A 12,299-nucleotide genomic window follows, 5' to 3' on the forward strand; every position below is an offset into this window, starting at 1 on the left:
CGGTGCGGTGAGAGTCGCACGCCGGGTTCGGCGAGCGGCACGGAGAAACGGACCGGTGGCAACACCGGCACCGCGCTCCGTGCCGACTCAACAGTTCTTGCGGTTGTCCGTCCCGGTGCGGCGGCGGGTGCGCACCAGGGTGCCGTCCAGCAGGACCACCGCACCGCCCCGACGGGCGATCTTCTTCAGGGCACGGTCCAGACGCGGGGCCCGGGCAGCGAGCAGGCCGAGGACTTCCAGGACCCAGCGGCGCACGGTGGAGGCGGAGACGTCGTTGCCGCCGGCCATGTCGAGAAGCCGCTGGTCGTGACGGAGCACGGCGAGCACGATGATCGCCTGGGTCCCCGGGGTGACCTTGCGCCAGCGGGTGCCGAGCTGTTTGCGCCGCCCGCGTATCAGGCCGGCGACGAGTTCGATGGTCCGCTTCGACACGGGGAGCCGAACCTGGTAGACAGCATCGCGAGTGCCCTCGACGGGGCGGTGAGTCTTCACACGCGAACCAACTCCCGCCGGGGGCCCTCGCGTTACGGCGGGAACCGGCCGGTCCGCTGCCTCCCTCGCCGGTCAGCGCGGCAGGTAGCGCCCCGATCCGGTCCGCTTCAGCCAGCCCCGGTCGGCGAGTTTGCGCAGCTGACCGCGGACCGGCTCGACCTTGCCCGGTGTGAGTTCCCGGCCCAGTGCCATCGCGACGTCCTTGGCCATCACCGGACCGTCGGCCCCGGCCACGATCTCCATGATCCGCTGATACTCCGAGGTCAGGGACGCCAGCCCCATCCCCTCGACACGGTCCGGCACCAACCGCATCCCGCCCGCACCCGGCCCAGCCGCGACGCGCTCCGGCTCCGGCTCCGGCTCCGGCTCCGGCTCCACGATGCCCGACGGCCGCCGTCCCCCGTCCGTCGCCTCGGCCCACTGCCCGAACACCACCTCGGCCGCCTCCAGCCGGCCCAGCTCGGCGTCAACCTCCGCCAGCTCCTTGCGCAGCAGCTCGGCCCGCTCAGTCAGTCGCATCCGCCGCTCGATCGTCCACGTCAGCACGTCCACCATGCGCCTCCCTCCCGTTGCGGAACCTACGAGACGCCTCAAGCGGACCACCCCAGAACCCGCGAACCGGCCCGTGACAGACGATCACCTGCTAATGATCACGTCCTAGACCAGCACGAGCGAGTCAATCTCCACCCACGCCAGAGACCCGACCTGCGAGTTCAAGATGAAACGATCTCATTGGGCAGGCGGTTGCACCGAGCGGCAGGGAGGCAGCGAACTCCGGTGTCCGGCCACGGCCGAAGGCCACTTCGAAGGAGCCGCCGCCTATGTCGAAGAGGGCCCGCGGGCCTGAGCGGAGGCCTTGTCGACCGCGATCACCCCGCCTCGTCGCTCTCGTCGCCGGAGCCGGCCCGAAGCTGACACACCGCTACCGATCCTGTGTCCGTGCCGGCGATTAGTGTTCGGCAGCATGGGTGAGCCGAGAGGGGTAGTCATGGCTGAGGATCCGATCGACCTGATCCGCCTGGAGGGGGACGGCAATAGCGTCATTCTCCGGATCGTGGGGAAGGCGGAGCGGAAGCGTCCCAGCGAGGCCAATGTGCTGTCCGGAGAGTTCGTGGTCGATACGCCCTTCGTCCGAGGCACCGTCAAGACCTGGCTCCTCCCCGAGGACCTGCGGCAATGGCAGGAGGCCCTTGACTCGCTCGACGCGGGACAGGACATCGCCTGGTGCGAGGGGAAACGCATTCCGTGGCTGTTCATCGAACTCGACGAGGACGATGACCGGTGCCAGGTAACGATCAAGGAGCACTCAATGTCCCTGACGACGGTTACGGTTACCGTCCCCCTGGTCGATGACTGGTTCGACGACGCATACCGACGCCTGGACTTGGTCTGGGAGAGCTGGCCCACGACAGAGGACTGACCCCTTCTACGCCCACCGCATACCGATGGCGAAGAGCTGTTCCATCCGCTCCGGCGACAGCGTGGCGGCTCTGCTGCGGTGGTTTCCGATCCATGCCCCCAGCCGGAGCTCCCGCGCTTCCTGGTACTCGCCGAGGATCCGCTTGACCGTGCCTCCTGGGCACCGGTCGGTGTCCTTCGCGTTCGTAGGACTGCTGGGCGGCGGCGAGGTTGGTGGCCCATGTGTCGGCCCGCGTACGGCGCGCGGGCGGCTTCTCGTCCTTGGCCACGGGCTCGATGCCGAGGACCTGTTCGCACAGCCACTGCTGCACCGCGGACGGTGGCTGCAGGCGCAGCGGCTCGGACACTGGCGTACAACCTCACCCCGCGACGTATGCAGCGCACCGCCCTCTTCCAGGTGGAGCCGGGTGAGGTGGAAGGCGCGCTGCCATTCCACAGGCCAGATGGGCACCACGACGGGTCGATGTCGTCCAGCTGTTCGCGGCGTTCCTCGGACAGGGCGCCTGCCGACGGCCCGGCCGGGAGGCTCTCGGCACGTCGCTGCTCGATCTCGGCGGCCCTTCTCGCGGCGGCGCGAGCGTTCTTGAGCCAGGTGCCAAACTTGTCATCCCCGGTAGGTGGTGTCGGTCAGGGCGAGCAGGTGTCCGTGTTCGGCTGCCCACCCTTGCGCGGCCGCCAGGCCTTCTTCCCATGTGGTGTCGTAGTGCGACCAGACCATGTCCGGCTTTTCCAACTGTGCCAGAGGGGCCTCGTCCAGACGGTCCTCGTCGAGACGGCCGCGGGTGTGGAAGCGGCGGGCATCCGCGATCCACTGCCCGAGAGGGAAGCCTGCGAGCGCGGCTGGCCATCCGGCCTCCGCTGCTTTGGGCCCGACGGGCACGCGGTAGGTGAAGGGCATGCGGTAGGTGAAGGGCACGCGCAGGTCGCGGAGTTCGTGGGCGTACAGGTAGGCGGCTTCGATGCCGCGGCGCCAGTGTGCGTGTTCGGGGTTGAAGACGCGCAGAATGATGAACGCGGCCAGCTGCGCGGCTTCGAGCGGCGTGGAGAACTCCAGCGGGGTCCGCGCGGGGCTGCTCACGCTTGCGAGCCCGTCGTCCTCGTGACCGAGGTCCCGGCCGGTGCGCCGAGTCGACCACGATCAGGTCCCAGCCGGGCAGTCCGGCGGTGTGGGCGCGCTTGAGCGTGCCCGGCCTCAGACTGGCGTAGGTGGCGAACTCCGTGACCCTGTCGAACGGGCGAACCCAGGCGACCAGCTCGTCCACGTCCGTGGTGTTAGGGAAGGCAGCCTCGCCCCCCCCGCACAGGGAAGAGACCCCGATCATCGGCCCGTACGGCCTCTCTCACACCACGCGGTCTCGGTCTGCGCCAGCAGATCCAGCGAGGGCACGAGCACCGCCCCGCGCCAACTACCGGCCGACGTCGAAGGGGCGGGGATGGCCAAGCTCCGAAGGGAGATGCACCGCCGAATGCTCGGCAACGGCTACTGCGCTCGCCCCGTCGAGACGGACTGCTACTTCGAGTCGATCTGCGAGTCCTGCACGTTCTTCGTCACCACCATCGAGTTTCGGCCCATCCTCGAACGCCAGCGAGACGACGCGGCAGCCAAGGGACAGATCGTACGGGAGCGGATCTTCGACGGACTCCTCAGCCGCCTCGACGAAGATGCGTCCTGACAGACATCAGTCACCGAAGGCTGATGACCACCAGTTTCGTGGGACTGAACTCTGCTCAGACAAGGCGAGACCTCGCGATGCCGCCCGAGATTGGCTGCCAGCCGGTTTCGGCTGCCCAGCGTTCGGCTGCCATCATCAGAACGTCCGTGGCTGGGGCCTTGATCTGCCCATAGTCCAGCAGGCCCGGCACGCTGAGGGCCAGGCGCTTCTTGAACGCGGCGGCGCGAACACCAGCTTGCGGCACTCCTGCCCGCCCGAGAGCTCAGAGCGGTTCCACGGTTCGGGGCGGCAGCGGAAGCCGATGGCGGCAAGCAGCCCAACCTGCGGGACCTCGTCGATCACGGCGACGCGCACCTGGATGTCCACGCAGTCCTTCGCGGCCAGACCCGGCACCGCGGTGGATCCGAGGTGGTCGATCGCGCGAGCGTGGTCGCCAAGGGCGCCATACAATCTTCCGGCCAGCTGCTCGAAGTCCACCGCCCACTGCGGCTGGTGGTCCAACACGGCCACTGCTGTCGACTCATCGGGGAAAGGCATGCCCCCATCTTGGACCGACCGCTCGTACGTCGTGGGTGTCCCGTCTCAAGTGATCTGGTCCGAAGCCGCGGCTGTGACCTGGGGCGACCAGAACGGTTGAGACACCTGGGTGGACGAAAATCTCAGTTGATCTGGACCCTGGCGTATGAATACTGGCTGTCGTCTCAGTTGATCTGGTCTGCTTCCGGCGTTACGAATTGGGCTAGTGGAAGGGCCTGCGAGAATGACCATGCACGATGACCAAGTGGACGTGACCACCGACATCGTTGCGACCTTGATTCAAGAACAGTTCCCTCAGTGGAGCGGCAAGGCGATCCAACTCCTGTCGTCGACCGGGACGGTCAACGCCATCTTCCGCATCGGGAACGACCTCTCTGCGCGTTTCCCACTGCGTCTGGCAGATGCTGCCGAGGCGCTGGCGGTTCTGGAACAGGAAGCCCAGGCGAGCGCGGAGCTGGCACAGGTGTCTCGGTTCCCCGCCCCGGAACCCGTCGCCTTGGGAAAGCCTGGAGCGGGTTACCCCATGCCGTGGTCGGTCCAGACATGGCTGCCGGGAACGGTCGCCTTTGACGCCGACCCGAGTGGGTCGGACGCTTTTGCCGAGGACCTTGCGGCCTTCATCGCAGCCCTGCGGGACGCCGAGACGCGGGGGCGGCTTTTCAGCGGCGAAAATCGTGGCGGCGTCCTCGCTCACCACGACGATTGGATGGCGAAGTGCTTCGAGGAGAGTAAGGGGCTGCTCGACGTGCCCCGGCTGCGTCAGGTGTGGAGCCACCTTCGGGAGTTGCCACGCACGGGTGCCGACGTGATGAGCCATGGTGACTTGATTCCCGGCAATGTACTGGTCGCGGGAGACCGGCTCAGCGGCGTACTCGACACCGGCGGCTTCGGGCCGGCCGACCCCGCGCTGGATCTGGTCAGTGCCTGGCACCTGTTGCAGCCAGGCCCGCGGGAAGTGCTCCGGCGGACACTGGTCTGTGACGATCTGGAGTGGGAGCGCGGCAAGGCATGGGCGTTCGAACAGGCGATGGGTGTTGTCTGGTACTACGTCGAGAGTAATCCGACGATGAGCGGAATGGGGCGCCGGACACTCGACCGCATTCTGGAGTCGATGGAGTGATGTCGCCCCGATCGTAGGCCGTGAAAGAGACGATCGCTTGCCGCCCCCACCGACAACAGCACCAACAGGGACAGATTGGCTGAGACGGGACAGGGGGCACAGGACAACGAGCGGTGGCTTGACATCGAGACCCGCACATCAGAGGCATCCCGAAGGCGATCGTCTATGACCGCACCAGGACTGTTGTGCGCCGACACGTCGCCCCTGGCGAGGCAGTGCCGTTGCACCCGGAGGCGGTGGACTTCGCCGGGTACTACGACTTCGATATCGACGTGCTCGCCGCCTACCGACCGCAGAGCAAGGGCCGGGTCGAACGGCAGGTGAGCATCGTGCGCGATCACGTCTTGGCCAGTCGGGCCTTCGCCTCACCGGAGGAGCTCGATGCGGGGTTCACCGCCTGGGTGCCGATCCGCAGGGCCCGTACCCACCGCACCCACTGCGAGGGTGATCGGCCTCCCCGCCGCCCGCGACCATGCAGCCTTGCGGCCGCTGCCGCCGAGCCCGTATGTGGCCGCTGACCGGCACCTGCGGCACGTCGGCAAGGACTGCCTGGTCGCCTTCGATTCCAACTTGCGGCCGCTGCCGCCGAGCCCGTATGTGGCCGCTGACGGGCACCTGCGGCACGTCGGCAAGGACTGCCTGGTCGCCTTCGATTCCAACCTCTGCTCCGTCCCTGCCCGCCGGGTCCGCCATCGGCAGCTGGTCGAGATCCGCGCTTCCGCGGCGACCGTTACCCTGCACGCCACCGTCCCAGAGCGCGAGGGCAACACCCTGCTCGCCGTCCACCCACGCGCGGTGAGCCGCGGCGCCCGTATCATTGGCCCAACGCACTGGGACGCCCTGCCCGACGGCCACAGCCGCGCAATGATCTTGGGCCCAGACCCAGGCCCGGGCCCCGAGGGCATGCCACCGAGCACACCGCCCACCGAGGAGTATCGGCCGCTGCAGGCCCTGCTCAAACGATCCGCTGCCGTCGAACAAGAGCTTCATTGAATTCGGGCAGGCCTTCGGCGGTGAAGTCCTCGCCACCGCGATCCTCGACCGGCTCCTCCACCACTGCGACGTCGTCCCGATCAATGGCCCCAGCTACCGCTTCAAGAACCGCCTCACCGTCATGGAGGGCGAAGTCGGCGTTGCCTGATCGGGCTCCCAACGATCTCGCTTCCGACGGTCAGCTGGGAAATGTCTCAACCGCCGCCCTGACTGAGTACTGCCGGAGCCGGGCGGCGATGAGTTCCATCTCGACCAGCGTTCCCACCAGCCCGGTCGTCTTCAACTCATCTGCCAGGACCTTTGCTTGCGCGAGTGTCAGGCCATGCGCCTCTCGAAGAGCACGCAGGACGGCCACCGGACTCGTCTCGGGCCCAATCAGGCGGAGCCGGGCAGGTCCATGTTCGGCCAGGAGTGCCTGGCGGATCTCCTCCGGAGTCTCGCCGCCGCTGTCCTGCTCGCACCACGCGACGGTGCAGGACTGGCAGGCCCCTTCAGTTCCCCACCACAGGCGTCCGCGGTCGATGAACTGGCCGATGTCGCGTGTCAGCACACCGCCGCAGGCATCGCATCGCGTTGCGATCTTCACGCCCTGGGTGATCACCTTGCTCCTCGTCTTCGGCTCCTGCCCGAGTGGTGCTGCAACAGCTTCCGCTCGTCGACCGCTGATCGCACTCCGCATGTTCAGCCGTACTTCGCTCTGCACACTCACGAGTACGCGATACCCCCGCCCACCACTTCGCCCGCGGCCGGGCCGATCCGGCCTTTCGCACGAAACCGCAGCCGGCCGCTGCTCTCGCGGCCCGCGGGAAGGAGGCGGGCTTCGGCTGCCGGGCGGTGGTCGCCGATGCGTCTACTCGGTCAGCGACGACTGGTACCTCGCGCTACGCGAGGCCGGCCTGGCCTACGTGGTGGCGCTCAAGCCGCGCAGCGGTGTCTGGGCCCCGGTCCACCAGCCGCACACCCCCATTGAGGCTGCCCGCGTCCTGACCTGGAAGAATGCCGGTCATCCCGGCGACTGGACGCTGGTGGAGCGTCACTTCCGTGACGGGCACACGGAGACCTGGTGGGTTGCTGATGCCCGCCTGGGCGGCTGCGGCCCCGACGCACCCTGCCGCCTGATCGTGGCCACCACCGACCCAGCCCGGCTGCCGGAGAAGGCCACCTGGTACCTGGTCACCAACCTGCCCCACCCCGACGCTCCCCACGCGCCACCAGCCTGCACCCGTCGGCCGACCTAGCTGAGATCGTCCGTCGCTACGGTCTGCGGCCGTGGATCGAGCAGAGCTACAAGCAGGTCAAGGACGAACTCGGCTGGGACGACTTCCAAGTCCGCTCCGACCGCGCCATCGGGCGCCACCAGACCCTGGTCAACTGCGCCTTCTCCTCCTGCTGGGACAAGTGGTTCGCTCCACCGGGACCCCTGGATGCCGCCGCGCCGGACCCGTGCCCCGGCAACGGGCCAGAGGGGGGCCCAGGCACACCCCACCAGCCTCAACTGCCTTGCCAGCCCAGGGCCTTACGCGCCATCCGTTCCCGGCTCACCCCGCCGTCCCTCAACCGGTGGTGGCTCGCCTGGACGGACAAGGACCCACCCTCAGAGCTCCAGGCGCTGATCGACACGGTCACACCGGAAACGGTCAGCTCGGCGGCGACCCCACCGACGCCCGCCACCTGTGGGTGGAGCCGCCGGACTCGGGCCACGGGACGGGCGGTGGGGTCAACAACAAGAAGGACCCGGTGGAGACGAAGCCGCGTACCGGGGTCTGCTCCGGCGGGGTTGCTCTCGCGGCCGCGCGGCGCGCCATCGTGACTGACTGGGCCGCTGCCCTGAGCGGCAGTGTCGGGCTCGGCTGAACCCGGTCGGCTGCTGTGCCGCGATGCACGGTGCCGTTGGCGTGAGCGCTTGGGGGCACCGTGCATCGCCTTTGGCGTCGGGTCAGGCGGGGGTGATGTTCTCCGCCTGCGGGCCCTTCTGGCCCTGGGTGATGTCGAAGGTGACGGCCTGGCCTTCCTGGAGTTCACGGAAGCCGCTTGCGTTGATGTTGGAGTAGTGCGCGAAGACGTCGGGGCCGCCTCCGTCCTGCGCGATGAAGCCGAAGCCCTTTTCGGCGTTGAACCACTTGACGGTTCCGCTGGCCATGTCTGTGCCTTCCGGTGGATGGCGGGTCCGCACCGCGCGGACCCGGAGGTGATCGTCCTGGTCCTCGGGCACTGCACAGCAAAACGCCCGCGCCACAGCGCGGGCAGGAACTGCGAACCACGACATCTGACAGCGACGTTACACTGCGACTCCCGTTCGTCACCAGTGAGTAAGTGCCACCGGATCAGGCAGCGCCGCGACTTGGGCTGAGCCGTGCGGCACGGACAGCGGACAGTTCCCGCGCTTCTGCTGGTGGAGGAGAGCGGCTGGGGGAGGGGGCGCTGCCGAACTCTGGGTGCAGCTGGCATGTGATGGGGAGTGGACCTGGTCCATGCTGATGGGACGAGGGAGCGCCTGGAGAGGCTGCACGAGATCGCGCGACGGAGCTGATCATCTCGCCGGCCGGTTTGGAACCTCGGCGCGCCTGCCCGCATCTAGTTGTCCGGTGAGGCGGGAGCGGCGGCGCCCGGCCCCGCGGGAGTGGCATCACCCGGGGGAGATCTCGTGTCACGGCGGACAGCGGCGGTCTGCACGGTTGGCCTGGTGATGCTGTTGGGTGCCGTCGCCTGCCGCCAGTGCGACAGCGTCTCGGGAACCCGGATTGCCGCATGCGGAACGCCCCAGCTGAGCTGGAAGATGACCCTTCTCCCGGGCAAGCCGCACAACACGCCGACGGCGATGCTCAGCGCCGCGCACAAGGGATCGAAGCCTTGCACCTTCGACGGTTACCCGGAGCTCAGTGTGTACGTCGGTAAGGGGCCGTCGGCCGACTCCAAGCCGAAGGAGTCCACGCCGGTGCATCTGGTGCTGAAGCCGGGCCAAAGCATCGCGATTCCGGTCTTCTACGATGCGATCGGGTCGCCGTCCGGGTCCTGTGAGGTCATGGCCGAATACAACCCTCGCGTCGACGTACGGCCCCCGCACCCCACGGCGCACGACTACGGCTCTCCCGTGCAACTGACCGATGCGAAGGGGCACCACCGGCGGGCACAGGTGTGTGACCTCGACATGCTGCTGGGAGCACCCCAACTGCACTGACACAAAGCCGGATGAACGGTGTGCATCCGTGCGTCGACCATGCGATCATGACGGCTGCGACCGCTGACCACGGTCTATCGGAAGCCGCCGTACGGCGGCACGGGGGAACGCATCGGGGGTTGCTGTTGCGCGCGGTGAGCGCGGAGCAGGTCATCGGCGGAAGATCACGCGTCGGACTTCGTAGCAGCGTCATGCCTGCTGTCCCATAACAGGCACCTGCCCTTCAAGTCATCGCGCCGTTCGGCCTGCCTCTTGGAGAAATCTGAATGCAGAACCCTGAATCGCTCCGCAGACGAATACGTCTCGGGGCCCTTGCAGAGCGCTGCCCCAGAGCCGAAGCCACCGACCGGCCCCGCTCCCACAGACTCGACCGGCCCGGTGCCCACAGACTCGACCGGCCCGTCCGCCGAGCCCTCGGCTTCGGATACGACGGTGACGGCCGCTGATGACGACACGGAGGGCGATGAGTTCGGGTCCCGCCGCCGGTAGGTATCCGTGGAGCCGTACATGACTCCCGGCGCGTCGCAAACCGCGGCGATCCGCAACAGTACGACGAAGCGAGGGAAACCTTGACTGCGCACCAGAAGCATACGGCGGATGAGTCCGCCATCCTCAAGGTGCTCACGGGCGTCTATGACGCATGGGACGCGCACGACGCCGATGCGTTCGTGGCCAACTACACCGAGGACGCCAGCGCGATCTTGCCCGGGTCCTACCGGAAATCCCGTGACGAGATTCGCGAGAGCATGGAGGCCGGCTTCAGCAGCTTCCTCAAGGGCTCGACCACTACCAACAAGGTGTTGAACATCCGCTTCCTCAACGACGACGCCGCCGTGGTCGTCAGCGAGACGAATGTCATCTTCGCGGGCGAGACTGAGGGGCCGGACGACCGGCTTGCGATCGCGACCTGGGTACTCACCCGGCAGGACGGCAAGTGGCTGCTTGCGGCCTACCAGAACTCTCCCGCTGTTGTGAACATGGGGTGACGCTGCTCTAGGCCTGGCGCCCCCTCGTCTGCCGTTGCGGACGAGGGGGCTTCGGCTCGGCCCAGCCATGGGGAGGCGAGCCTCGATCGCGGATCAGGCTCGAGCATGATCCGCCCGGCTCGATGCGGCGCACGCGGACAGCAATCCGCACGTGACGCAGCTACTGACCTGCCTAAACGCGCTAGGTCGCCGGCATTGCAGTTCAGCGGCACATTTCCGGGATCGGGGCGTCAGACCACCCAGTTCCGCTACAGCCGGGGCTACTGACCGTGCTGGCGTGTTGTCGTCCGGGTGAGGCCGGTTTCGGCGAGACATCCATCGATGAGGTTGCTGCGGTACTGGATCTGGCGGAGGCCTTGCCGAAGAGCGCGCAGCAGGTGGTCAGGATCGGTGAAAGCGGTGTCGGCCTGGCTGCTGCGTCGCAGCAGTGACCAAACGCCCTCGACGTGTCTACGTCGACCGCACCGGCATCCCCTGGCGCTACCTACCCCACGACTTCCCGCCCCACCAGACCGTCTACGGCTACTTCGCCCACTGGGAGGCCGACGGCATCATCGACCACCTCACCGGCCTGTTACGCGGCAAAGCCCAAAGCCTGGGCCGACAACGGCTACAAGACCAAAGCCGTCGAGCACGCCGCCCAGCTCGGCATCGACCTCGAAATCGTCCAGCTCCATGGCCAAGGCGTACTTGAAATCGATGCGGCAGCGCACCGCCTCGGCCACTTGACGGTCCGACAGATCGAGCAGGGACTGCAGCACACAGACGGTGGGCAGCTGGGCGGGCGCGAGGCCGGGGTTCCCGTCGCCGGGTACCAGTTGGCGAAGTCTTCGTCGCGCCACAGCCCGTCCCGCCGGTCTCTCGCCCACATCGCTGTCGTACCGCCCGGGTTGCTCGCCCGCGCCACCTGCGCAGTCAGAGGCGGGACCTGCTCACCAGAACGGGGACGGAGGGACAACGCACACCTCGACAACTGCAGCGGCCTTCGAAGCAGTCCCGAGCATGCCCTCTGACCATGCCCCCGCACCCGAAAACACCAAGATCCCCGACAGGGTCAAGTCAGCGCTGACGTGTGCGGGAAGCGGCCCGGCAGCCGCGGTCACGCCGGCCCAGGTCTGGGCCTGGCCCGTGGTGTCCGCGACGCCGGGGTTCTCCCGGGCTGTTGTCATGCCCCGCAGCGGGTCTCAGAAATCGTCAGCGCCGTTGCGGAGCTCGAAGGTCCAGTAGCCGGTGAGGGCCTTCGCCGGGTCGACGGCGATACCGGCGTTGCCGGGCGCGGTGACGGCGATGACCGTGGAATCGCCCTCCAGCCTGACGGAGAACGCCGACACGGCCTCGTTGTCCTCGTCGACCCCGCCGTCCGACAGCTTCACCAGGGCGTAGGCAGGGTCTCCCGCCTTGAGTACGACCGGCGCGGCCGGCTTGCTCTTGGCGACGGCCGGGACGTCCTGCTGGTGGCTCTTCAGGAGCTGGATGTGCGGCGCACCCGCCAGCCGGCAGGAGTGGCCGGAGGTGTTCCTCGCCGTGAGGACGAGGTGGGTGTAGGGAGGACCATCCTGTGTGGCGGCGGTGACGGTGACGTCCCGCGCGGTGCAGACCCGGGTGGCGGCGTTCGCCTGCTCGCCGGTCGAGCCCGCGGAGCCGCCGGCGTCGGTGGGGTCCGTCGACCCCTTCGATTCCGTCGAGCGTGCCGGATCGGCAGAGCCCGTCGTGCCGGACGCGCTGGTGTGCTCGCTGTCCGCCGCCTTCCCGGTTGCCGAAGAGGTCGCCGCCGGGGCCGACTTGGTCTGCGTGTCGCCCTGGCAGGCGGTGAGGGACAGGGCAAGGGCCGTGGCCGTGGCCGCGGTGGCGAGCAGGGTGGAGCGGTGACGCAGAGTGTTCATGGAGACTTTCCCGTGAGT

At 68.0% G+C, this 12,299-nt stretch carries 15 protein-coding genes and 5 pseudogenes; 10 read left to right on the top strand and 10 right to left on the bottom strand.

Annotated elements, in window-relative coordinates:
* Nucleotides 1–87: 87 nt before the first annotated feature.
* From ACIPSA_RS34980 to ACIPSA_RS34990, 3 genes and pseudogenes are all read right to left on the bottom strand, one after another.
* Nucleotides 88–432: a hypothetical protein gene (locus tag ACIPSA_RS34980; RefSeq protein WP_402642081.1), complete on the bottom strand. Its 345-nt coding sequence runs from the start codon at nt 430–432 to the stop codon at nt 88–90.
* 132 nt (nt 433–564) lie between these two features.
* Complete coding sequence (locus ACIPSA_RS34985) at nt 565–1,047, bottom strand: hypothetical protein (RefSeq protein ID WP_402642082.1); 483 nt, start codon at nt 1,045–1,047, stop codon at nt 565–567.
* A gap of 121 nt (nt 1,048–1,168) precedes the next feature.
* Nucleotides 1,169–1,351, bottom strand: a pseudogene (locus ACIPSA_RS34990) (hypothetical protein); the annotation flags it as partial.
* Between the two features lie 129 nt (nt 1,352–1,480).
* Between ACIPSA_RS34990 and ACIPSA_RS34995 the strand changes: the two are divergent.
* Entirely contained in the window at nt 1,481–1,912 is a 432-nt protein-coding gene (locus tag ACIPSA_RS34995; RefSeq protein WP_402642084.1) for a DUF5959 family protein, read from the top strand.
* A 603-nt stretch (nt 1,913–2,515) separates the two neighbouring features.
* Here ACIPSA_RS34995 and ACIPSA_RS35000 read toward each other — a convergent pair.
* Nucleotides 2,516–2,989, bottom strand: coding sequence for a helicase associated domain-containing protein (locus tag ACIPSA_RS35000; protein ID WP_402642086.1), 474 nt, complete (start codon nt 2,987–2,989; stop codon nt 2,516–2,518).
* A 355-nt stretch (nt 2,990–3,344) separates the two neighbouring features.
* Between ACIPSA_RS35000 and ACIPSA_RS35005 the strand changes: the two genes are divergently transcribed.
* Complete coding sequence (locus tag ACIPSA_RS35005; RefSeq protein ID WP_402642088.1) at nt 3,345–3,584, top strand: hypothetical protein; 240 nt, start codon at nt 3,345–3,347, stop codon at nt 3,582–3,584.
* A gap of 135 nt (nt 3,585–3,719) precedes the next feature.
* Here the strand turns inward: ACIPSA_RS35005 and ACIPSA_RS35010 are convergent, their stop codons facing one another.
* Nucleotides 3,720–4,121, bottom strand: a complete 402-nt coding sequence (locus ACIPSA_RS35010) for a GrpB family protein (protein WP_402642091.1) — start codon at nt 4,119–4,121, stop codon at nt 3,720–3,722.
* A 223-nt stretch (nt 4,122–4,344) separates the two neighbouring features.
* Here ACIPSA_RS35010 and ACIPSA_RS35015 point away from each other — a divergent pair, with 223 nt between their 5' ends.
* From ACIPSA_RS35015 to ACIPSA_RS35025, 3 genes and pseudogenes are all read left to right on the top strand, one after another.
* A complete protein-coding gene (locus ACIPSA_RS35015) occupies nt 4,345–5,241 on the top strand; it encodes an aminoglycoside phosphotransferase family protein (RefSeq protein WP_402642094.1) in 897 nt (298 codons plus the stop codon).
* A 134-nt stretch (nt 5,242–5,375) separates the two neighbouring features.
* Nucleotides 5,376–6,228, top strand: a pseudogene (locus ACIPSA_RS35020) (Mu transposase domain-containing protein); the annotation flags it as partial.
* Nucleotides 6,209–6,382: pseudogene (locus ACIPSA_RS35025) on the top strand (ATP-binding protein); the annotation flags it as partial. The pseudogenes ACIPSA_RS35020 and ACIPSA_RS35025, both read left to right, overlap by 20 nt.
* 30 nt (nt 6,383–6,412) lie before the next feature.
* On the opposite strand, the gene ACIPSA_RS35030 reads toward ACIPSA_RS35025, so the two are convergent.
* Nucleotides 6,413–6,835, bottom strand: coding sequence for a hypothetical protein (locus ACIPSA_RS35030; protein ID WP_402642097.1), 423 nt, complete (start codon nt 6,833–6,835; stop codon nt 6,413–6,415).
* A gap of 304 nt (nt 6,836–7,139) precedes the next feature.
* Between ACIPSA_RS35030 and ACIPSA_RS35035 the strand changes: the two genes are divergently transcribed.
* Nucleotides 7,140–7,472, top strand: a complete 333-nt coding sequence (locus tag ACIPSA_RS35035) for a hypothetical protein (RefSeq protein WP_402642100.1) — start codon at nt 7,140–7,142, stop codon at nt 7,470–7,472.
* 322 nt (nt 7,473–7,794) lie between these two features.
* Entirely contained in the window at nt 7,795–8,088 is a 294-nt protein-coding gene (locus tag ACIPSA_RS35040; protein ID WP_402642103.1) for a hypothetical protein, read from the top strand.
* 82 nt (nt 8,089–8,170) lie between these two features.
* Here ACIPSA_RS35040 and ACIPSA_RS35045 read toward each other — a convergent pair whose 3' ends face one another.
* Nucleotides 8,171–8,374, bottom strand: coding sequence for a cold-shock protein (locus ACIPSA_RS35045; protein WP_037751662.1), 204 nt, complete (start codon nt 8,372–8,374; stop codon nt 8,171–8,173).
* Between the two features lie 546 nt (nt 8,375–8,920).
* Here ACIPSA_RS35045 and ACIPSA_RS35050 point away from each other — a divergent pair.
* Nucleotides 8,921–9,412, top strand: coding sequence for a DUF4232 domain-containing protein (locus ACIPSA_RS35050; protein ID WP_402642694.1), 492 nt, complete (start codon nt 8,921–8,923; stop codon nt 9,410–9,412).
* A gap of 569 nt (nt 9,413–9,981) precedes the next feature.
* A complete protein-coding gene (locus tag ACIPSA_RS35055; protein WP_402642106.1) occupies nt 9,982–10,398 on the top strand; it encodes an SgcJ/EcaC family oxidoreductase in 417 nt (138 codons plus the stop codon).
* A 260-nt stretch (nt 10,399–10,658) separates the two neighbouring features.
* Here ACIPSA_RS35055 and ACIPSA_RS35060 read toward each other — a convergent pair.
* A pseudogene (locus ACIPSA_RS35060) lies at nt 10,659–10,844 on the bottom strand (IS630 family transposase); the annotation flags it as partial.
* Nucleotides 10,845–10,846: 2 nt separating this feature from the next.
* Here ACIPSA_RS35060 and ACIPSA_RS35065 point away from each other — a divergent pair.
* Nucleotides 10,847–10,963: pseudogene (locus ACIPSA_RS35065) on the top strand (transposase); the annotation flags it as partial.
* Here ACIPSA_RS35065 and ACIPSA_RS35070 read toward each other — a convergent pair.
* Together ACIPSA_RS35070 and ACIPSA_RS35075 are read right to left on the bottom strand one after the other, a co-directional pair.
* Nucleotides 10,962–11,267: a transposase gene (locus ACIPSA_RS35070; protein WP_402642109.1), complete on the bottom strand. Its 306-nt coding sequence runs from the start codon at nt 11,265–11,267 to the stop codon at nt 10,962–10,964. The pseudogene ACIPSA_RS35065 and the gene ACIPSA_RS35070 sit on opposite strands and share 2 nt — an antisense overlap.
* Before the next feature lie 315 nt (nt 11,268–11,582).
* The gene (locus tag ACIPSA_RS35075) at nt 11,583–12,281 is read right to left on the bottom strand and encodes a DUF4232 domain-containing protein (RefSeq protein WP_402642112.1); all 699 of its coding nucleotides are present in this window, start codon (nt 12,279–12,281) and stop codon (nt 11,583–11,585) included.
* Nucleotides 12,282–12,299: the final 18 nt, after the last annotated feature.

It is taken from the genome of Streptomyces sp. NPDC086549 (genome assembly GCF_044746205.1).
In the GTDB taxonomy this organism is placed as follows: Bacteria; Actinomycetota; Actinomycetes; order Streptomycetales; family Streptomycetaceae; genus Streptomyces.

Excerpts from the sequence above, each read along its gene's own strand:
- ACIPSA_RS34985 (WP_402642082.1), bottom strand. The coding sequence starts at position 1,047 with ATGGTGGACGTGCTGACGTGGACGATCGAGCGGCGGATGCGACTGACT.
- ACIPSA_RS34995 (WP_402642084.1), top strand. The coding sequence starts at position 1,481 with ATGGCTGAGGATCCGATCGACCTGATCCGCCTGGAGGGGGACGGCAAT.
- ACIPSA_RS35005 (WP_402642088.1), top strand. The coding sequence starts at position 3,345 with ATGGCCAAGCTCCGAAGGGAGATGCACCGCCGAATGCTCGGCAACGGC.
- ACIPSA_RS35010 (WP_402642091.1), bottom strand. The coding sequence starts at position 4,121 with ATGCCTTTCCCCGATGAGTCGACAGCAGTGGCCGTGTTGGACCACCAG.
- ACIPSA_RS35015 (WP_402642094.1), top strand. The coding sequence starts at position 4,345 with ATGACCATGCACGATGACCAAGTGGACGTGACCACCGACATCGTTGCG.
- ACIPSA_RS35045 (WP_037751662.1), bottom strand. The coding sequence starts at position 8,374 with ATGGCCAGCGGAACCGTCAAGTGGTTCAACGCCGAAAAGGGCTTCGGC.
- ACIPSA_RS35050 (WP_402642694.1), top strand. The coding sequence starts at position 8,921 with ATGCTGTTGGGTGCCGTCGCCTGCCGCCAGTGCGACAGCGTCTCGGGA.
- ACIPSA_RS35075 (WP_402642112.1), bottom strand. The coding sequence starts at position 12,281 with ATGAACACTCTGCGTCACCGCTCCACCCTGCTCGCCACCGCGGCCACG.